This window comes from Cellulomonas fimi (assembly GCF_028527925.1).
Classification (GTDB): domain Bacteria; phylum Actinomycetota; class Actinomycetes; order Actinomycetales; family Cellulomonadaceae; genus Cellulomonas; species Cellulomonas fimi_C.
The window spans coordinates 56,741-77,181 of sequence record NZ_JAPESW010000001.1; the positions used below are offsets into that span (position 1 = coordinate 56,741).

At 74.8% G+C, this 20,441-nt stretch carries 16 protein-coding genes; 4 read left to right on the forward strand and 12 right to left on the reverse strand.

Translation table 11 applies throughout. The features are described from left to right. Positions 1–67: 67 nt before the first annotated feature. Positions 68–886, reverse strand: coding sequence for an LOG family protein (locus OMK64_RS00260; protein WP_272725955.1), 819 nt, complete (start codon positions 884–886; stop codon positions 68–70). A gap of 44 nt (positions 887–930) precedes the next feature. After that, positions 931–2,052 (reverse strand): succinyl-diaminopimelate desuccinylase, encoded by a 1,122-nt coding sequence (dapE, locus tag OMK64_RS00265; RefSeq protein WP_272725956.1) that lies wholly within the window; start codon positions 2,050–2,052, stop codon positions 931–933. A 126-nt stretch (positions 2,053–2,178) separates the two neighbouring features. On the opposite strand from dapE, the gene dapD reads away from it, so the two are divergent. Both dapD and OMK64_RS00275 read left to right on the forward strand, forming a co-directional pair. After that, positions 2,179–3,147, forward strand: coding sequence for a 2,3,4,5-tetrahydropyridine-2,6-dicarboxylate N-succinyltransferase (gene dapD, locus OMK64_RS00270; RefSeq protein WP_272725957.1), 969 nt, complete (start codon positions 2,179–2,181; stop codon positions 3,145–3,147). Positions 3,148–3,151: 4 nt separating this feature from the next. Beyond that, a complete protein-coding gene (locus OMK64_RS00275) occupies positions 3,152–4,063 on the forward strand; it encodes a hypothetical protein (RefSeq protein WP_272725958.1) in 912 nt (303 codons plus the stop codon). 165 nt (positions 4,064–4,228) lie between these two features. Here OMK64_RS00275 and OMK64_RS00280 read toward each other — a convergent pair whose 3' ends face one another. The 3 genes from OMK64_RS00280 to fdxA form a co-directional block, all read right to left on the reverse strand. Beyond that, on the reverse strand, positions 4,229–5,527 hold the full coding sequence (locus OMK64_RS00280) for a citrate synthase (RefSeq protein WP_272725959.1): 1,299 nt from the start codon (positions 5,525–5,527) through the stop codon (positions 4,229–4,231). Between the two features lie 198 nt (positions 5,528–5,725). Beyond that, positions 5,726–6,883, reverse strand: coding sequence for a succinyldiaminopimelate transaminase (dapC, locus tag OMK64_RS00285; RefSeq protein ID WP_272725960.1), 1,158 nt, complete (start codon positions 6,881–6,883; stop codon positions 5,726–5,728). A 10-nt stretch (positions 6,884–6,893) separates the two neighbouring features. Beyond that, positions 6,894–7,220 (reverse strand): ferredoxin, encoded by a 327-nt coding sequence (gene fdxA / locus OMK64_RS00290; protein ID WP_013772042.1) that lies wholly within the window; start codon positions 7,218–7,220, stop codon positions 6,894–6,896. Between the two features lie 118 nt (positions 7,221–7,338). Here fdxA and OMK64_RS00295 point away from each other — a divergent pair, with 118 nt between their 5' ends. Continuing rightward, the gene (locus OMK64_RS00295) at positions 7,339–7,572 is read left to right on the forward strand and encodes a putative acetyltransferase (protein WP_272725961.1); all 234 of its coding nucleotides are present in this window, start codon (positions 7,339–7,341) and stop codon (positions 7,570–7,572) included. A gap of 75 nt (positions 7,573–7,647) precedes the next feature. Here the strand turns inward: OMK64_RS00295 and OMK64_RS00300 are convergent, their stop codons facing one another. The 7 genes from OMK64_RS00300 to OMK64_RS00330 all read right to left on the reverse strand — a co-directional run bounded on the left by OMK64_RS00300 (position 7,648) and on the right by OMK64_RS00330 (position 19,735). Then, positions 7,648–11,559, reverse strand: coding sequence for a VanW family protein (locus OMK64_RS00300; protein ID WP_272725962.1), 3,912 nt, complete (start codon positions 11,557–11,559; stop codon positions 7,648–7,650). A 199-nt stretch (positions 11,560–11,758) separates the two neighbouring features. Then, positions 11,759–12,259: a flavin reductase family protein gene (locus OMK64_RS00305; RefSeq protein ID WP_272725963.1), complete on the reverse strand. Its 501-nt coding sequence runs from the start codon at positions 12,257–12,259 to the stop codon at positions 11,759–11,761. Beyond that, a complete protein-coding gene (locus OMK64_RS00310; RefSeq protein ID WP_272725964.1) occupies positions 12,256–12,786 on the reverse strand; it encodes a hypothetical protein in 531 nt (176 codons plus the stop codon). The genes OMK64_RS00305 and OMK64_RS00310 overlap by 4 nt, the downstream gene beginning before the upstream one ends. A gap of 5 nt (positions 12,787–12,791) precedes the next feature. Beyond that, positions 12,792–13,715: a PIG-L family deacetylase gene (locus OMK64_RS00315; RefSeq protein WP_272725965.1), complete on the reverse strand. Its 924-nt coding sequence runs from the start codon at positions 13,713–13,715 to the stop codon at positions 12,792–12,794. A 5-nt stretch (positions 13,716–13,720) separates the two neighbouring features. After that, a complete protein-coding gene (gene typA / locus OMK64_RS00320; RefSeq protein ID WP_272725966.1) occupies positions 13,721–15,652 on the reverse strand; it encodes a translational GTPase TypA in 1,932 nt (643 codons plus the stop codon). A 106-nt stretch (positions 15,653–15,758) separates the two neighbouring features. Continuing rightward, complete coding sequence (locus OMK64_RS00325; protein WP_272725967.1) at positions 15,759–17,564, reverse strand: ABC transporter substrate-binding protein; 1,806 nt, start codon at positions 17,562–17,564, stop codon at positions 15,759–15,761. A gap of 275 nt (positions 17,565–17,839) precedes the next feature. Beyond that, positions 17,840–19,735, reverse strand: coding sequence for an ABC transporter ATP-binding protein (locus OMK64_RS00330; protein WP_272725968.1), 1,896 nt, complete (start codon positions 19,733–19,735; stop codon positions 17,840–17,842). Positions 19,736–19,821: 86 nt separating this feature from the next. Here OMK64_RS00330 and OMK64_RS00335 point away from each other — a divergent pair, with 86 nt between their 5' ends. Next, positions 19,822–20,433 (forward strand): PH domain-containing protein, encoded by a 612-nt coding sequence (locus OMK64_RS00335; RefSeq protein ID WP_272725969.1) that lies wholly within the window; start codon positions 19,822–19,824, stop codon positions 20,431–20,433. Positions 20,434–20,441: the final 8 nt, after the last annotated feature.

Genomic DNA, 20,441 nt, shown 5'->3' on the forward strand with positions numbered 1-20,441 from the left:
ACACCGTCCACCGCGGCACCGGGCCCGGCGGCGCCGGGCGCGACCGCGGCCGTCACCGGCCCGCCGGTCACCCCGCGGCCTCGGGCGACGACTCCGCCTCCGCGGTCGCGCGCGCGGCGGCCTCCTCCTGGGCGCGCAGCTCGGCACCGCGTTCCCGGACGATGTCGACGGCCTCCTCGGCGTCGTCGACGACCTTGAGCAGCTCGAGGTCCACGGCGGAGATCATGCCGCGCTCGAGCACGGGCCCGCTCACCCAGTCCAGGAGGCCCTGCCAGTAGGAGCGCCCGACGAGCACGATCGGGAAGCTCGTGACCTTGTGCGTCTGGACGAGCGTGAGCGCCTCGAACAGCTCGTCGAACGTGCCGAAGCCGCCGGGGAGCACGACGAACCCCTCGGAGTACTTGACGAACATCGTCTTGCGGGCGAAGAAGTAGCGGAAGTTCACGCCGAGGTCGACGTACGGGTTCATGCCCTGCTCGAAGGGCAGCTCGATACCCAGCCCGACGGACAGGCCACCGACCTCGAACGCGCCGCGGTTCGCCGCCTCCATGATCCCCGGGCCGCCGCCGGTGATGACCGCGTAGCCCGCGTCCGCGAGCAGGCGCCCGACCTCGACGCCGAGGCGGTACTCGGTGCTGTCCGCGGGCGTCCTGGCGGAGCCGAACACGCTGACCGCCGGCCCGACCTCGGCCAGCGCGCCGAAGCCCTCGACGAACTCGCTCTGGATCCGCATGACGCGCCACGGGTCGTCGTGCAGCCAGGACGCGCCGTCGCCGCGGCTCAGCAGCCGCTGGTCGGACGTGCTCGAGGGGATCTGCCGGCCGCGCAGGATCACCGGGCCCTTGCGGTACCCCTGGCCGGGTGCGGGCTGACCGTCGTCGCTCATGGGGTGACTCTAGGCGCGGCGTCGCGCGGTCGCGGCCCGGCGCGTCAGGCCGTGAGCCACGCCCGCAGCGCGGCGTGCGACACCTCGATCTGGTCGACCGGGCAGCGCTCGTCGGCCTTGTGCGCGAGCAGCGGGTCGCCCGGCCCGAAGTTGACGGCCGGGACGCCCAGCGCGGAGAACCGTGCGACGTCGGTCCAGCCGAGCTTGGCCGCCGGCACACCCCCGGTCACGGCGAGCACGACGTCGGCGAAGGCGGCCGCGGCGGGGTGGTCGAGCCCCGGTCGGGCGCCCGGCGCCGCGTCGGTCACGACCACGTCGTAGCCGTCGAACAGGTCGCGCACGTGCTGAGCGGCCACCTCGACGGTCCGCGACGGCGCGAACCGGTAGTTCACGGTCACGACGCACGCGTCCGGGATGACGTTCGCGGCCGTGCCGCCGGAGATCAGCACCGCGTTGAGGCCCTCGCGGTAGACGAGACCGTCGACCTCGACCGACGCGGGCTCGTACGCCTCGAGCCGGCGCAGCACCTCACCGGCGGCGTGGATCGCGTTGCGGCCCGTCCAGGCGCGCGCCGAGTGCGCGGCGACCCCCGCCAGGCGCACCTCGGCGCGCAGCGTGCCGTTGCAGCCGCCCTCGAGGCCGCCCGCGGTCGGCTCGCACAGCACCGCGAAGTCGCACGCGAGCCACTCCGGGTGCGTCCGGACGAGCCGGCCCAGGCCGTTGAGGTCCGCGTCGACCTCCTCGTGGTCGTAGAACACCCACGTGACGTCGTGCGTCGGAGCGTCGAGCTCGGCCGCGAGCGCGAGCTGCACCGCGACGCCCGCCTTCATGTCGACGGTCCCCCGGCCCCACACGACCCGGTCGGCACCCTCGCCCTCCACGCGGGTCGGCAGGTTGTCGGCGAGCGGCACCGTGTCGATGTGCCCCGCGACGACGACGCGCGTCGGGCGGCCGAGGTGCGTGCGCGCGACGACCGCGTCGCCGTCGCGCAGGACCTCGAGGTGCGGGTACGCGCGCAGCGCCGCCTCGACCGCGTCGGCGATCGCCGTCTCGTCGCCGCTCACCGACGGCACGTCGCACACGGCGCGCGTGAGAGTGAGCAGGTCGGCGCGCAGGTCCAGGGCGGGCGTCGTCGGGTCCGGGGCGGGCGTCGTCGGCGAGGTCACGCGTCGACCCTAGCCGTCCGGCGCGGCACGCTCGGGGCGTGCGACGTCGCGGTGCGCGGCCACGCTCGGCCCGTCGCGGGGGGCTACCGCACGGTAAGCGCCTGCACGTTGTCTAGGGTTGTCCGCATGACAGCACGCACGGCTTGGGGCTTCGGCCTGGCCACGGTCGCCGGCGACGGCACGACGCTCGACACCTGGTACCCCGCTCCCGCGCTCGGGGAGCCGCCCGCCGACGCGACGGCCCCGGCCGAGCTCGTCGCGGGCGAGCGCGTCGACGAGGCCCGCGGCGTGCGCGTGCAGGTCGTGCGGACGGTCGTCGACCTCGACGCCCCGCCTGCCGACACGGCCGACGCCTACCTGCGCCTGCACCTGCTGTCGCACCGCCTGGTCCAGCCCCACGGGCAGAACCTCGACGGGATCTTCGGCGTCCTGCCGAACGTCGTGTGGACCGACCGCGGACCGTGCGCGGTCGACGGCTTCGAGACGACGCGCGCGCGCCTGCGCGCCGCGACCGGCGTCCCCGTCACCGTCCTCGGCGTCGACAAGTTCCCCCGCATGGTCGACTACGTCGTCCCGTCCGGGGTGCGCATCGCCGACGCCGACCGCGTCCGCCTGGGCGCGCACCTCGCGAGCGGCACGACCGTCATGCACGAGGGCTTCGTCAACTTCAACGCCGGGACGCTCGGCACGTCGATGGTCGAGGGCCGCATCTCCGGCGGCGTCGTGGTCGGCGACGGCTCCGACGTCGGTGGCGGCGCGTCGATCATGGGCACGCTGTCCGGCGGCGGCCGCGTCGTCGTGTCGGTCGGGCGGCGCAGCCTGCTCGGCGCGAACTCCGGGCTCGGCATCCCGCTCGGCGACGACTGCGTCGTCGAGGCGGGCCTCTACGTCACCGCGGGCACCAAGGTCACGCTGCTCGGCTGGGCTCCCGACGGCACGCCCGACCCGAGTGCCGAGCCGCGCGTCGTCAAGGCCCGGGAGCTCTCCGGCGCGCACGGCGTGCTGTTCCGCCGCAACTCGCTCACGGGCGGGGTCGAGGCCGTCGCGCGCGCCGGCGCGGGCGTCGAGCTCAACGCCGCCCTGCACGCGAACTGACGCCGTGGCCCGCCGACGCCCCCGGCGGCGCCGCGCAGGACGTGCCGGCTGCCTGGCCGTCGCGCTCGTCGTCGCCCTCGGCGGCGGCGTCGCGGCGGTCGTGACCGTGCTGCGCCTGCAGGACGAGGCGCCGCCCGTCGTGCAGCGCTGCGCCGCGACCGTCGACGGCACGGCGTGGTTCCTGTCGCCGGAGCAGGCCGACAACGCCGCGCTCATCGCCGCGACCGCCGTCCGCCGCGGCCTGCCCGCCCGCGCGGTGACGATCGGCCTGGCCACGGCACTGCAGGAGTCGAAGCTCGTCAACGTCGACTACGGCGACCGCGACTCGCTCGGCCTGTTCCAGCAGCGGCCGTCGCAGGGCTGGGGCACGCCCGAGCAGGTCCAGGACCCCGTCTACGCGACCGGGATCTTCTACGACCGGCTCGTGCAGGTCCCCGGCTACGAGGAGCTGCCGATCACCGAGGCGGCCCAGGCCGTGCAGCGCTCGGGCTTCCCCGACGCGTACGCCCAGCACGAGGTCCGCGCCCGCGCCTACGCGTCCGCGCTCACCGGCTGGTCGCCCGCCTCGCTGTCCTGCACGCTCCGCGACCCGGTGCCCGGCACCGGCAGCGTGGACGCCGTCACCGCGCGCCTGCACCGCGACCTCGGCGAGCTGCCCGTGACGTCGGCCCCGCGGGAGGACGGCGCCGTCGACGTCGTGATCGACGTCGTGCCGCTCTCCGCACCCGACGAGGCAGCCGTCGAACGGCTCGGGTGGTCCGTCGCGCAGTGGGCCGTCGCCGTCGCCGAACCTCTCGGGCTGACGCAGGTGGCGACCGCCGGCCAGGTGTGGGACCGCGCCGAGGCGTCCTGGACGGCCGCGACGGCCGCGGACTCGCCGGCGACGGGTCAGGTCAGGTTGACGCTCGCGCCCTGAGGCGCGGCGCCGCCCGACACCGCCACCCGCGCGGCAGAGCGCCACCCGTCCGACAAGCCGCCGCCCGTGCCGCGACGGCCGCGGCCGCGGCCGCGGCTCGGTGGTTACGCGGACGGCCCGGCACGTCGTGCGTGCCGGGCCGTCGCGTGCAGGTGAGGTGGGGCGTCAGCGGTCCGCGACGGGCGTGTAGTCGCGCTCGGTCGCGCCCGTGTAGACCTGCCGCGGGCGGCCGATCTTCGTCTGCGGGTCGTTCATCATCTCGCGCCACTGCGCGATCCAGCCGGGCATGCGACCCAGCGCGAACAGCGGCGTGAACATCGACTCCGAGAAGCCCATCGCCTTGTAGATGAGGCCCGTGTAGAAGTCGACGTTCGGGTAGAGCTTGCGCGACACGAAGTAGTCGTCGTTGAGCGCGATCTCCTCGAGACCGCGGGCCAGGTCGAGCAGCTCGTCGTTCTTGCCGAGCGCCGAGAGCACCGCGTCGGCGCTCTCCTTCACGATCGCCGCGCGCGGGTCGTAGTTCTTGTAGACGCGGTGGCCGAAGCCCATGAGGCGGACGCCGGGCTCCTTGTCCTTCACGCGCTTCATGAACGCGGTCGCGTCGCCACCGTTCGCCTTGATCTCGTCGAGCATCTTCAGCACGGCCTCGTTCGCGCCGCCGTGCAGCGGGCCCGACAGCGCGTTGATGCCGGCCGCGACCGACGCGTACAGGTTGGCGTTCGACGAGCCGACGATGCGGACGGTCGACGTCGAGCAGTTCTGCTCGTGGTCGGCGTGCAGGATGAGCAGCTTGTCGAGGGCCTGCACGACGACCGGGTCCGGCTCGTACTGCTGGTACGGCACCGCGAACGTCATGCGCAGGAAGTCCTCGACGTACCCGCGCGAGTAGTCGGGGTACAGCAGCGGCTCGCCCTTCGACGTGCGGTGCACGTACGACGTGATGGTGCGCGTCTTCGCGAGGATGAGGACGGTCGCGAGCTCGACGGCCTCGGGGTCGTGCGGGTCGAGCGACTCCGGGTAGAACGTCGACAGCGCGTTGAGCGCCGACGACATGACGGCCATCGGGTGCGCGTTGCGCGGGAACGTCCCCATGAACGTGCGGAAGTCCTCGTGCACCAGCGTGTGCCGGTTGACGCGCTCCTCGAACGCCTCGAGCTCCGACGGCGACGGCAGCTCGCCGTGGATGAGCAGGTAGGCGACCTCGAGGAACGACGACTGCTCCGCGAGCTGCTCGATCGGGTAGCCGCGGTAGCGCAGGATGCCCTCGTCGCCGTCGATGTACGTGATCTTCGACTCGCACGAGGCGGTGTTCATGAAGCCCGGGTCCACCGTGACCAGGCCCGTGTCGCGCAGGAGCGAGGAGACGACGATCCCGTCGTTCCCCTCGGACGCGGTCACGACGGGCAGGTCGCGGGACTGGCCGTCGACGATCAGCTGGACCGGCGCGGTGACGACGTCCGACATGGTGGTTCCTTCCTGCGACGACCCTGGCCCAGGGGATGCGCTGGGCGTCCGGCGGTCGGTTCGTGCGGCCTGCTCGGCCAGCTGCTCCGGCCCTCGTTGGCCAGCCTTGACGGTACCTGCGGCTAGCCTGCCGTGACCAATCCGTGACGGGACCTGGGTCCCGGTGTGACGGTCCTCACAGACCGTCGACGACGTGGTTCATGCGCCGGTCAGGCGCGCGGCCGCCTCGGCGACCTTCTCGTCCGAGGCGGTCAGTGCGACCCGCACGTGCCCGGCCGCCGCCGCGCCGTAGAACGCACCCGGCGCGACCAGGATCCCCTGCTGGGCGAGGTCGCCCACCGTCGACCAGCAGTCCTGGCCCCCGCCATCGGGACGCACCCACAGGTACAGCCCGGCGTGCGACCGGTCGACGACGTAACCGGCCTCCTCGAACGCGCCGCGCAGCAGCCGGCGGCGCCGCCGGTACCGCTCGCGCTGCTCGGCGACGTGCTCGTCGTCGGCGAGCGCGGCCGTCGTCGCCGCCTGCACGGGCCCCGGCACGATCATGCCGGCGTGCTTGCGCAGCTCGAGCAGCCGCGCGACCAGCGCCGGGTCGCCCGCGACGAACGCCGCCCGGTAGCCCGCGAGGTTGGACTGCTTCGACAGCGAGTACACCGCGAGCAGCCCCGTGAGGTCGCCGCCCGTCACGCGCGGGTCGAGCACGCTCGGCACGCCCGACGACGCCCACGGCTCGTCCCACGCGAGCTCGGCGTAGCACTCGTCGGACGCGACCACGACCGGCCGGCCGTCACGCTCCGCCGCGGCGCGCGCCGCGTCGACCACGCGCCGCAGGTCATCGACACCCAGCACCGAGCCGTCCGGGTTGCCGGGCGAGTTCAGCCACACGAGCCGCACGCCACCGCCGGTCGACGCGTCCGCGAGCACCTCCGCGGGGTCGTCCGTCGGGACCGGCGTCGCACCCGCGAGCCGCGCACCCACGTCGTACGTCGGGTACGCCGTCGCGGGGTGGAGCACGACGTCACCGTCGCCCAGGCCCAGCAGCGACGGCAGCAGCGCGACGAGCTCCTTGGAGCCGACCGTCGGGAGCACCGCAGCCGGGTCCAGCCCCGGCACGCCGCGGCGTCGCGCGAACCAGCGCACCACGGCCTCGCGCAGGTCGGCCGTGCCGTGCGTCAGCGGGTAGCCCGGCGAGTCCGCGGCAGCGGCGAGCGCGTCACGCACCACCGCGGGCGTCGGGTCCACCGGCGTGCCGACCGACAGGTCGACGATCCCCCCCGGGTAGGCGCGCGCCCGCTCGGCGTACGGGGTGAGCGTGTCCCAGGGGAAGTCCGGCAGCGCGCCGGTGAGGAAGCCCACGCAGGTGGCGTCAGTCGCCGTGCACGCGCAGCGGCAGCGTGGCGATGATCGGGTGGTCCTTGTCGATCTCACCCATCTTCGCGGCACCGCCCGGCGAGCCCAGGTCGTCGAAGAACTCGACGTTCGCCTTGTAGTACTCGCTCCACTGCTCGGGGACGTCGTCCTCGTAGTAGATGGCCTCGACCGGGCAGACCGGCTCGCAGGCCCCGCAGTCCACGCACTCGTCGGGGTGGATGTACAGCGACCGCTTGCCCTCGTAGATGCAGTCCACGGGACATTCCTCGATGCACGCCTTGTCCTTGACGTCCACACAAGGTTCGGCGATGACGTAGGTCACGGTGCGTCCTCCAACGCGCAGGGGGTCTGCCTAGTATCCCCCACATGCGAGCGCACGTGAGGTCGTGTCCACGGCGAGGAGCCCGACGGTCGCCGAGCGCGGTCGGCCAGGTGGTTCGGTGAGCCTCGACTGGCGCGCGTTGCACCCCGGAGAGCGCGTGGTCGTGCGACGCCGACGCGACGACGAACCGGCTCCGGGCGAGCCGCGGCTGACCGACGTCCTCGGCGAGGTCCTGCGCTGCGACGACGACGGCCTCACCGTGCGCACGCGCGGCGGTGACGTCGACGTACCGGGTGCGGACGTGGTCCTCGCCAAGCGCGTCCCGCCCCCGCCGCCGCGCCGGCCGCGCTGACCGGCGCGCGCCGACTGCGGCCAGGCACGCGCGAACCCGCCGGGCAGCAGCCTCGGCGGGTTCGCGCACGGTCGGTCAGGGGGTCGCGGGCGGGGTGGCCGTCGGCGGGGCGCCGCACACGATCTTGTTCTGCGGCTTGTACCGCCACGAGTTCGTGTCCGTGTCCTTGAGCTCGCCGTTGAGGTACAGCTTGCGCGTCACCGTCACCGAGAAGCCCGGGTTGCCCGCCGACTGCGGCTCGCACGTCGGCGACTGCGAGTAGACCGTCGTCGGCGCGACGACGCCCGAGCGCGGGCTCGTCGTCGACTCCACGGTCCAGTACTTCGTGCCCCAGATGCGCACGTAGACGCGGCCGCCCTCGACCCACGACTGCACCAGCGCGCCGTACGGGGTGTTGTTCTTCCAGCGCATGTCGAGCGTGCCCGTGAAGATCGTCGCCTCACGGCCCTCCGGGTAGCGCGCGAACCACTCGCTGTGCGGCTTGTGCTCGACGTCCTCGAACCCCGCGAAGTGCGCCGCGTTGTACGTCGTCGTCGAGATCTGCGACAGGCCGCCGCCCCACGCGTCGACGTGCTCGCCGCTCACGATCGCACCCGCCTGCACGAAGCCGTGCGCCGCGTCCACCGGACCCAGCGCCTCCGTCAGGCTGAAGGTCTCGTCCGGGCGGATCAGCGTGCCGCTGATCTTCGACGCGCCGTTCGCGATGTTCTGCGTGCGGCGCGGCTCCGACGTCAGCGGCGTCGAGAACTCCGAGACGATCTCCTTGATGCCGAGCGCCTCGAGCTCCGCCGTCGACTCCGCCGGGTCCGCCTGCACCAGCTCGACGGTCGCCGAGCGCTCGCTCGCCACCGCCGCGTCCGCGACCGCCGTCGCGAGCGACGCCGGGTCCAGCGTCGTGCCCGGCGTGCCCGGCACGATCACCGGCGTCCCCGACGACAGGTCGAAGTGCGCGTCCTCCGACGCCGTCAGCAGGTCCGGCAGCTCCTCGAGGACCGCGGCGGTCAGCGCCTCGCCGTTCATCTGGAGCACCAGGTCGCCGTCCACCGGGACGAACGACGCGTTCGCCGTCACGGTCGCCGGCTCGAGCGTCGTCGACCGGTCGCCCACGGTGACCGACACGGGCCCCGACGCGACCTTCTTCGCGACCTCCAGCGCCGCGTCCGTCTCCGCCTGCGTGATCGCCGGCTCGACCGTCGTGGTCGGCAGCGTCAGCGGGCGCGCACCGTCGAGCCAGCTCTCGTGCAGCACCTGCGACGCGCCGTCGACGTCCAGCTCCCAGCCGTCGGTCGCCTGCGTGGCGTTCGCCGTGCCGTCGGCGAACACGATGGTCCCGTCGACCGGCGCGAGCACCAGCGACGAGCCCAGGTCCTCGAGCGCGGCGGACAGCGCAGCGTCGTCGACCCGCGTCACCGGCGTCTGCGCCCCGACCCCGACGACCTGGTCCCACAGCCGCAGCGGGTCCGCGAGGTCCACGCCCGTCATCCGGTCGACCGTCGCCTGCGCGTCGAACGCGAGGCCCGCGGTCGCCGGGTCGACCGACGCCTGCACGTCCTGCGCCTCGACCGGCACCGGCTCCGTGGCGGTGCTGCTGAGGGACTCCTCCAGCCGGTCCACCGCCTCCGACGACGACAGCCCGCCGACGTCGACGCCCGCGACCGTCGCACCGCGCGGCACCCGGTCGGCGAGCGCGAACGACGCGCCGACGTACAGGCCGCCCAGCACGACGAGGATCCCCGCGATCACCAGCACGGGCCGCACCCAGCGCCGCCGCCCGTCGTCCGGCTCGAACACGTCGAGCGGCGACGCCTCACGGTCGTCCTCACGGTGCGGGACCGGGCCTGACGCGATGCGCGGTGCGAGCGGGTCCGGGCCGCGCGACCCGATCGGCGCGAAGGCGCCACCGCTCGCCGCCGCAGCACCCGCGGCCGCGGCCGCCGGCCCGTGCGGCGCGGGCGCCGTGGGGGGAAGCACCGCCGTCGGCTCGCCGGCCGCGGCGGGGCGCGTCGGGGCGGCCGAGGACGCCGCGCCCGACGCGGGGAGCACGGCCGTGGACTCGGCCGCCGGACCCGGCCGGGCTCCCGGCTGGGGGGCCGGTGCCGTCGGCGGGATCACCGCCGTCGCGTCACCTGCCGACGACGTCGGAGAGGCCTGCGAGGTCGAGGGCGTCGAGGGCGGCGGCACCGTCCGCTCGGCGGGCGCCGCTGCGGCCGCCGGCGGGACCGGCGCCGCCGATGCGGGCGCGGCATCGGGAGGCGTCGTCGCGGACGCGGGCGGAGCAGCCGGGAGCACCGGCGCGGCCGCGGTCGAAGCCGCCGGAGGGACCGGAGCCGCCGCGGACGGAGCGGCGGGTGCCGCCGCCGCAGCAGCCGGATCACTCGGAGCCGCCGCCGGAGCGACGGCTGCCGCCGGAGCAGCCGGGGGAACGGGGGCGCTCGCCGTCGGAGCAGCGGGAGACGTCGCGGCCGCCTGCGCCGGAGCGGCCGAGGACTCCCCGCCGGGCGCGGAGGGCGACGCCGGCGTGCCTGCCGGGGTGGCCGTCGGGCCGCCCGGGCTCGGCCGGCCGGCCAGCGGCGACGCGGGCGCACCGTCCACCGAGGCCGTCGCGTCGCTGGTCACGCGAGGAACGGCACGCGTGGCAGCGTCCGCCGGCTCGGCGCCGCCCGCGGTCGTGTCGTCGCGCTCCGCCGCGGCGATCGTGCCAGGACCGGTCGCCCCGGCCGACGGCGGGACCGAGGGAGCGGACGCGTCGCCGACGATCGCGACGTCGCCGTCGGTCGCCGTGTCGCCGACGGTGGACGTGTCGCCGACGGTCCCGGCGTCGCCGGCGGTTGCGGTGTCACCGGCGGTTGCGGTGTCGCCGGCGGTTGCGGTGTCGCCGATCGTCGCGGCGCCACCGTCACCGGACGTGGTCGTGGCCTGCTGCGTCTGCGGGACGGTGTTCGCGTCCGACGGCGCGCTCGGCGACGCCGACTGCGCGCCCCATACGGGCCAGACCGTCGCGGCGGCGGGCGCCGCCTCTGTCGCCGGGGCGGAGTCGTCGGCCGTGGTGTCCGTCGACGACTCGGCGCCCTGTCCCTCCGAGACGGGGGCGGCTGCAGCGGAGGTGTGCGATCCGGCCCGGCCGTCCTCGGTGGCGGGGACGGCGTCGGACGCCTCGGCGGCGGCGCTCGGACCGTGCTCCTCCGCGTCCGCCGTGCTCGCAGCGACGGGCTGGACCCGGGAAGCCGTGCTCTGCGTGGGGGCGTCCTCGCCGGCGGCCGCTCCGTCCGCTCCGCGGTCGGTCGGGGCGTCGACGTCGGCGGGCCCCTGGCTGTTCTCGGCGGCGCGGTCCGTGGCGGGATCCACCTCGGTCGCACGGTCGGCGGCGTCACGCACCTCGTCGGCGCCGTGGCCACCGGCGGCCGCGTCGACCGCGACCGGCTGGTCGGCGGTGGGCTGGTCGACCACGGTCACGGCGTCCGCGGCGGCCTTGGCGTCGACGCTCGCGTCACCCGTGGCCGACTCGTCGACGACGTCCGCCTCGCCCCTGGCGGACTCGCGGTCGACGCTCGCCGCGCCCGCGGGGGTCTCGTCGTCCGCACCCGCCTCGCTCGTGCCGGGCTCGTCGACGACGCTCTCGTCGCCCGCGGCCGACGCGCCGACGACGCTCGCCTCGCCCCTGTCCGACTCGCCGACGACGCTCGCCTCATCCGCGCGGGTCTCGTCGTCCAGCCCCGGCTCGTCCGTGGCGGGCGCGTCGACGACGCTCGCCTCGTCCGTGCCCGCCTCGCCGTCGGGGCTTACCTCGTCGCTCGCGGGCACGTCCTCGGTGGCCGTGCCGTCACCGACGACGTCGTCGGACTCGCCGAGCTCGGCAGCGGGCGGCGTCGGGGCCTCGGCCGCGTCCTCGCCGGGCCGACGCGTGGCGTCCTCGGGCGTGGTCACGTCGGCCTCGGCGGCGGGGGTCCCCGGCCGCACGGAGTTGTCGCGGTCGGTCCGCTCGGTCATCCTGCTCCCCTGCTGATGCGCACGTCGGCGCGCGTGGCTGGACGCTGTCACGCGCCCGCGCGATTCTACGGTGCGCGCCTGAGGCGACGAGGTGGGACGGGCCGCGCGTCGGCGGTTCTCACCCGGCACGCACAGCACCCGCGCACGTCCGCCACCGTTCGACCCGCGGCGCGGTGGGCGTGGACGTCCCCGGATGACGTCAGCGGACCGGGCGCACGCGTCCGCGCAGGTGGACGAGGCCGCCGGCGGAGGGATCCCCCTGGGCGACGGCGAGCACGCGGCCCACGACGACGTCGTGGTCGCCCGCCCGGTGGATGTCGGTCGTCCGGCAGTCGAACCAGGCGGCGGCACCGTCGAGCCACGCCGCACCGGACACGGGCGCGCTGCGGTGCGGCACGCGCGCGAGCTGGTCGAACGCGGGCCTGCCGGCGGACGCGAGCCAGTCGGCGGTCGGCGCCTGGTCGTCGGCGAGGACGGAGACCGCCCACGTGTCGACGTCGTCGAGGGCGTCGCGCAGCCGCGCGTCGACGTGCACGCAGAACAGGAGGAGCGGCGGGTCGAGCGAGACCGAGACGACGCTGCCCACGGTCGCCGCGTGGTCGGTCCCCCGCCAGCGCAGCGTCACGACGGCCACCCCGGCCGGCAGCCGTCCGACGGCGGAGCGGAAGTCGTCCGACGCGACGGTCGCGTCGTCGGTCATCGCGCCGCGTCCGGCGTCGCCCCGTCCGGCCCTCGCCCCTCGCGACCCGGCTCGCCGTCGCGCGACGACACCGTGCCGGCCGCCGGAGCACCCTCGACGAGGCCGGCGACCTGCTCGGTCCGCGGCTCCGGCACGTCCCCCGACGGCACCGGACGCGGCCGCTCGCCGCGTGGCTCGTCGCGGAAGAGCGCGCGGGGCGCGACTGCGGCGGCGACGAGCGCGACGACGGCGCCGACGACCCAGGCCCAGCCGATGCCCTGCTGCGCGGGGACGAGGACGTCACCGCCGGGGCCCGAGCGGGACAGGGTCGTGACGCTGAGGAACATGCCGCCCGCGAGCCCGGCGAGCGCGACACCACCGCCCCACGCACGGGAGAGGAACCCGGCGCACGCGACGAGCAGCAGGCACAGGACGAGGCCCCACGGCTGCGCGCTGCGGTGCATCGCGGTGCCGACGGCGCCGACGACGAGGCCGAGGACGAACGTGGACGCGGCCTTCGTGAGGACGTCGGTGCTCAGTGGCTGCACGGCGGTCAGGCTACCGGCCGGACGCCGGGCGCCCCGGCGAGCACGTCGACGCGGCCGGCGGCGAGCCGGTACCCCTCGACGGGCAGGACGGGCGCGAGCACGTCGTTGCTGAGCGCGTAGCAGCCGACCAGACCGGGCGTCCCGTCGAGCGCGCGGACGGCGCGGACCTGCGTCCCGTGGGCCCGCATCGCGCCCAGGACGGCGTCGCGGACGGGGAGCACGTCGACCGCGAGGTCGAGCGTGTCGACCGCGACGGACGGGAGGGCGCCGTCGGGGTCGGGCAGGGTGAGGTCGGCCCGCTCGTCGCCCAGTGCGAGCGTCACGGAGCCACCCGCGAGCGCGCGGTACGCGGCCCGCAGGTGCGTGCGCCGCTGGGCGGCCCACAGCACGGTCGGGTGCAGGTCGTCGGCCGCGACCAGGTCGACGGCGCGCATCGTCACGCGGTGCGCGTGGACGTGGTCGGGGTGGCCGTAGCCGCCGTCGGGCTCGTAGGCGACGACCACGTCGGGCTGGCGCGCCCGCAGGACGTCGGCGAGCAGCGCGGCGGCCTTCTCGACGGGGACGCCCACGAAGGCCTGGTCGGGCAGGTCGGCCGCCACGCCCGCACGCCCGGTGTCGAGCCAGGCCATGCCCGAGTCCTCGAACCGCTCCCCCGCGGGCGCGGTCGCGTCGAGGAAGACGTGGTCGGACACGCCCAGGGACGCCAGCGCGGCGGCGAGCTCGGTCTCCCGGTGGGCGGCGAGCGCCGGACCGTCGCCCTCGAGGTGCGCGAGCGTGTCCCCGATGACCTCGCCGCGCTCCCCGCGGGTGCACGTGACGACGGTGACCGGCAGTCCGGCGCGAGCCCACGTGGCGAGCAGGGCGCCGGTCGACAGGGTCTCGTCGTCGGGGTGCGCGTGCACCGCGACGAGGCCGCCGACCGGCGCCACCGGCGTCAGGACTTCTTGTTGCGCGCGGTGATGCGGGCGCGCTCGGTCTGGTCGAGCACCACCTTGCGGATGCGCACGATCTCGGGCGTCACCTCGACGCACTCGTCCTCGCGCGCGAACTCCAGCGACTCCTCGAGCGTGAGCTTGCGCGGCGGGACGAGGTTCTCGAAGTTGTCCGCCGTGGAGGAGCGCATGTTGGTGAGCTTCTTCTCCTTGGTGATGTTGACGTCCATGTCCTCGTTGCGGGAGTTCTCGCCGACGATCATGCCCTCGTAGACCTCCTGCGTGGGGTCGACGAAGAACGAGCCGCGCTCCTGCAGGTTGATCATGGCGAACGGCGTCACGACGCCCGCGCGGTCGGCGACGAGCGAGCCCGACTGGCGGGTCTCGATCGGGCCGGCCCACGGCTCGTATCCCTCGGAGATGGACGACGCGATGCCGGTGCCGCGCGTGTCGGTGAGGAACCGCGTGCGGAAACCGATGAGGCCGCGCGCGGGGACCAGGAACTCCATGCGGACCCAGCCGGTGCCGTGGTTCGACATGGTCTCCATGCGGCCCTTGCGCTGCGCGAGGAGCTGCGTGACCGCGCCGAGGTACTCCTCGGGGACGTCGATCGTCATGCGCTCGACGGGCTCGTGCACCTGGCCGTCGACCTTCTTCGTGACGACCTGCGGCTTGCCGACCGTGAGCTCGAAGCCCTCGCGGCGCATCTGCTCGACGAGGATCGCGAGCGCGAGCTCGCCACGGCCCTGGACCTCCCACGCGTCGGGGCGGTCCGTCGGGACGACGCGGAGCGACACGTTGCCGATGAGCTCCTTGTCGAGGCGGTCCTTGACCTGGCGCGCGGTGACCTTGTGGCCCTTGCCGCCCTTGCCCGCGAGCGGGCTCGTGTTGATGCCGATCGTCATCGAGATGGCCGGGTCGTCGACCGTGATGAGCGGCAGCGGGCGCGGGTCGTCGGGGTCGGTCAGCGTCTCGCCGATCGTGATGTCCTCGATGCCCGCGACGGCGACGATGTCACCGGGCGCCGCGGACTCCGTGGGGACGCGCTCGAGCGCCTTGGTCTCGAGGAGCTCGGTGATGCGGACGTTCTGGAGCGAACCGTCGGACCGCGCCCACGCGACGGTCTGGCCCTTGCGCAGCGTGCCGTTGAAGATGCGCAGCAGCGCGAGGCGGCCGAGGAACGGGGAGGCGTCGAGGTTCGTGACGTGCGCCTGCAGCGGCGCGCCCTCGTCGAACGTCGGGGCGGGGATCTTCTCGAGGATCGTCGCGAACAGCGGCTCGAGGTTCTCCGAGTCCGGCAGGCCGCCGTCGGCGGGCTGGTTCAGCGACGCGCGGCCGGCCTTCGCGGCGGCGTAGACGACGGGCACGTCGAGGATCGCGTCGAGGTCGAGGTCCGGGACCTCCTCGTGCAGGTCGGACGCGAGGCCCAGCAGCAGGTCGGTCGCCTCGTGCACGACCTCCTCGATGCGGGCGTCGGGGCGGTCGACCTTGTTGACCACGAGGATGACGGGCAGCTTCGCGGCGAGCGCCTTGCGGAGCACGAAGCGGGTCTGCGGGAGCGGGCCCTCGGACGCGTCGACGAGCAGCACGACGCCGTCGACCATCGACAGGCCGCGCTCGACCTCGCCGCCGAAGTCGGCGTGGCCCGGGGTGTCGATGACGTTGATCGTGATGCCGTCGGGCTGACCCGCCGCTGCCGCCGCGGGACCGGCGTACCGGACCGCGGTGTTCTTCGCGAGGATCGTGATGCCCTTCTCGCGCTCCAGGTCGCCGGAGTCCATCGCGCGCTCGTCGACGTGCGCGTGCTCGCCGAAGGCGCCGGACTGCCACAGCATCGCGTCGACGAGGGTGGTCTTCCCGTGGTCGACGTGGGCCACGATCGCGACGTTGCGCAGGTCGGCGCGCACGCCGGTGACGGTCGTGGACTCAGGCATGGGTGTACTCGGCTTTCGCAGGTGGGGAGCGCGCCGGGACGTGGCGCCGGACGATTCTACCCGCCCGACCCCCGTCTCCGCCGTGGCGCCCGTCACCCCGGGCGGCTCAGGCGTCCGTGCGCGCCCAGTCCCACCACGACGTGAGGTCCGCGCGGCTCAGCGCGAGCGGCGGCACGGGATCGAGCTGCGGCAGCCGGCCCTCGTCGTCCGGGTCCGCGTCGCGCGTCGCGACGACGACCGGCTGGCGCACGAGCGAGAGCACCGCGGCGCCGTCCGCGAGCGTCGTGGCCACGGCGTCGAACGCGTCCGCCCGGGCCGCGGGGTCGACCATCGCCGTGAGCGCGTCGACCGCGGCGTCCGTCTCGGGCGAGGTCCACCCGGTGACGTTGGTCGACCCCTGGCTGCGCCAGCGGGCCGCCGTCGCGGTCGCGCCCAGCTCCGACTGCGGCACGGGGAGCAGCGCGACGTCCCACGCGGACGGGGCACCACGCAGGTCGGCGACCATGCCGTCGGCCTGCTCGTACCGTCGCACGGCGAACCCGGCCTCGGCGGCCTGCTCGGTCACCAGGTCGAGCACGCCGAGGCGCACGGGGTCGGCGGTGTCCGTGAGCACGCGCACGACGACGGGCGTCGTGACGCCGGCGTCGGCGAGGGCCCGCTCCGCGTCCGCGACGTCACCGTCCGGCACGTCGACCTCTCCGACGCTCGCGCCCGCGGCGGGCAGGAGCGCGTCGGCCGGCGCCGCGTCTGCCCACAGCGGCTCCGCGACCGACGAGACCACCGCGTCGCGCGGCACCGTCGCGAGGAACGCCGCGCGCACCGCGGCCGCCTTCGCGGCGTCCCCGTCGTACGTCGCGGGGTCGAACGCCCCGCCCCCGGCCACCTGGAGCTGCATCTGCAGCGTCGCGTCGCCGCCCGAGCGCGTCGTCACGCCCTCGACGTCCTCGAGCGCGTCCAGGACGTCGGCGGTGTCGGTCGGCGCGATCACGTCGACGTCGTCGCCCCGCAGCGCGGACACCTGGTCGAGCGGGTGCAGCCCGGTGCGCAGCACGACGCGGTCGAACGCCGCCGGCCGCGCGCCCTCGTACGACTCGTTCCGGGCGAGCTCCACGCGCTCCTGGCCGACGACGCGCTCCACGACGTACGGGCCGGTCGTCACCGCGGCGGTCGCGTCCTCGGCGAGCAGCTCCGCGGTGAGGCCGGTCCGCCACGCGAGCGACAGCGACCGCAGCGCTCCCTTGTCCTCACCGGTGATCGCGGCGGTCACGGCCGCCGCGGCCTGCGCCGGGTCGTCGATCCCCAGCACCGAGGCGCCCAGGACGTGCGCGGGCACGTTGACGTCGAGCGCGACCTCCCAGTCCGCGACCGGTGCGTCGTACACGAGCGTGACGCTGGACCCCTCGACCGTCGGGACCGCCGGGACGTGCACCAGCGCGGCCGACGTCGCGGAGAACGCGACCCCCGCGTCGAGCGCGTCCGCGTTGGTGATCTCGCCCGACGCGTCGAGCTCGGGCGTCACGTCGTCGTACAGGCCGCTGCGGGCCGCCCACTCGAGCACGAGGTCGTCGGGGGTCACGGGGACGCCGTCCGACCACAGGGCCGTCGGCGAGATCGTGTAGCGGACCGTGAGCGGCGCGTCCGCGATCTTCTCGACCGTGCCGAACGACTCGTCGAACACGGCCGCGCCGTCCTCGTCGACCGACACGAAGCCCGACTGCGCGAGCGACCGGACGAGCGTGCTCCCGGGGGTGCGGCCGAGCGTCGTGCCCGCGTTGAGCGACCCGAACGTGCTGGCGACCGCGACGACGACCGTCCCCGCCCGCTCCGGGTCGGGCTCCGGCTGCGTGCAGCCGCCGAGCACCAGCCCGAGGACCGCGAGGAGCGCGGCACCCCCCACCGTCGACCTGCGCACGCCTCGGACCTCCCGGATCGCCTGCCGCACGGGACTCCCCCGTCGGACGTCTCGCCTGGACGGTCTCATACCGCCGCCACCTGCGGATATCGGTCGTCACCACCCGGAACTGAACTCTGCCGGACAACTCGGGTACCGAGAACACCGGCGACGCGTCGTGCGCGACCACGCGGGCCGCGTCCGGGTCCGCCTGCCGACGACGAGGCCGCGACCGCACGCGCGGTCACGGCCTCGTCGGACGTGTGTGACCCAGGACTCCACCCGGGTCGGTCGGGTCAGACGCTGCCGCCGCCGCGGGGCGGGTTGGTCGCGTCGAACTGGCCCTTGGTGCGCTGCTCCTGCTGCTCGAACTCGTCGAGGTTCTTGCCGTGCGCGACCGCGTCCGCCTGGGCGTCGGCCTGCCGCAGCGCGGCCTCGGCCTCCTCGATGAGGCGGTCGCGCTCCTCGCGGCGGAGCTTCTGCTCGGCCGGGTTCGGCACGGGCACCGCCGCCAGCAGGCGCTTGGTGTAGTCCTGCTGCGGGTTGCGCAGGATCGCGTCGCGGTCGCCGACCTCCACGAGCAGGCCCTTGTTCATGACCGCGATGCGGCTGGACAGGATCTCGACGACGGCGAGGTCGTGGCTGATGAACAGGCACGCGAAGCCGTACTCGCGCTGCAGCTCCTGGAACAGCTCGAGCACGCGGGCCTGGACCGACACGTCGAGCGCGGAGGTCGGCTCGTCGGCGATGAGCAGCTTGGGGCTCAGGGCGAGCGCACGGGCGATGCCGACACGCTGCCGCTGACCGCCGGAGAGCTCGTGCGGATACCGGTTGCGCATCGACCGCGACAGGTGGACGCGGTCCAGCAGGTCCTCGACACGCTTGCCGAGCTCGGCGCCCTTCGCGACGCCGTGCAGCTTGAGCGGCTCGCCGATGGACTCGCCGATCGGCAGGCGCGGGTTGAGCGACGAGCCCGGGTCCTGGAAGACGATCGAGACGTCCTGGCGGACCTCGCGCAGCGTCTTCGGCTTCACGCCCGCGAGCTCGACGCCGTTGACCTTGAGCGACCCGCCCGCGACGGGCAGCAGGCCGACGGCGGCACGGCCGACGGTGGTCTTGCCCGAGCCGGACTCGCCGACGAGGCCGAGGACCTCGCCGCGCGCGATGGTCAGGTCGACGCCGTTGATCGCCCGGAACGCGGGGATCCGGCCGCGCGACGGGTACTCGATGATCAGGTCCTTCGCCTCGAGCGCGTAGCCCGTGGCCGTGTCCGCCGGCGCGGGCGCCTGGACGGGCGTCGCCGTCGTGGCGGAGGTCGAGGTCACGTCGTGCTCGGCACCCGGCGCCTGGAGCGTCGCCGAGCCCAGGTGCGGCACGGACTCGAGCAGCTGGATCGTGTAGGGGTGCGTCGGGCGGTTGAAGATCGTGTCCGACACGCCCGACTCGACGATGCGCCCGTTCTTCATGACGAGCACGCGGTCGGACAGGTCGGCGACGACGCCCATGTCGTGCGTGATGAGCACGATGCCGGAGTCGATGCGGCTGCGCAGGTCGCGCATGAGCTTGAGGATCTCGGCCTGGACCGTGACGTCGAGGGCCGTGGTCGGCTCGTCGGCGATGAGCAGCTTCGGGTCGCACGCGAGGGCCTGCGCGATCATGCCGCGCTGACGCTGACCGCCGGACAGCTGGTGCGGGTACTTGTCGACCGCGCGCTCGGGGTCCGGGATGTCGACGAGCTTGAGCAGCTCGATCGCGCGCTGGCGCGCCGCCTTGGGGCCCATGTCGAAGTGCACGCGCAGGGTCTCGATGATCTGGAACCCGACCGTGTAGACGGGGTTCAGCGCGGTCATCGGCTCCTGGAAGATGACCGCGACCTCCTTGCCGCGCACCGAGCTGAGCTGCTTGTGCGTGAGGCCGAGGAGCTCACGGCCCGCGAGCTTCGCGGAGCCCGACGCACGGCCGTTCGGCGGCAGCAGGCCGATGAGGGACATCGACGACTGCGTCTTGCCCGACCCGGACTCGCCGACGATGGCGAGGACCTCGCCGGGCCGGACGTCGTAGGTGACCTCCGTGGCGGCGGGGTACCACTCGCCGTCGACGAAGAACTCGACGGTCAGGTCACGGACCTCGAGGATGGGCGCCTTGCCGTCCGGCGTCGGGGCCGGGGCGTTCGCGAGGGTCTCGGTGCTCACTGGTCGAGCAGTTCCTTCCGTGCGGGGGCCGGGGCGGTCGCGCGGTGGCGCGCAGCCGGTCCGGAGCCGTCTGGGACGATGACCGCATGGTGGCGGACGTCGTGGAGTTCCGGCCGGGGTTCGGCCGATGGGTTGCCGGTGGTGTCGTGGTGCTGTGCCTGGTGGGCGCGGTGACGGGGCTGGTGGACGACGCGTCGACGACGCTCCCCTACCTGCCGCTGCTGGCGCTCGTCGCCGTCGGCGCCTGGGCCGCCTACTGGCGCCCCGCGGTGATCGTGACGCCCGCGGGCGTCGAGATCCGCAACGTGCTGCGGACCGTGGAGATCCCGTGGCCGGCGGTCCAGGAGATCGGCACGCAGTACGCGCTGACGCTGCGCACCGTGTACGGCCAGTACTCCGCCTGGGCCGCGCCCGCGCCGAGCGCCGTCCGGACCGGCCGCACGCAGGCCGGCGCCGACAAGAACCTGCCGAGCAGCACCTACGGCCCCGGCGGCGGCGTCCGCCCCGGCGACCTGGCGGGCACCGACTCCGGCGACGCGGCCGCGATCGTGCGGCAGCGCTGGGAGGAGGCCCGTGACGCCGGGCTCCTGGACGACCCGCGGTTCGAGCGCGAGCGCCCGCGCGTGCGCTGGCACACCGGCACGATCGCCGCGCTGGCGATCCTGCTGGTGGCCAGCGTCCTGGCGCTCGCGCTCTGAACCGCGGG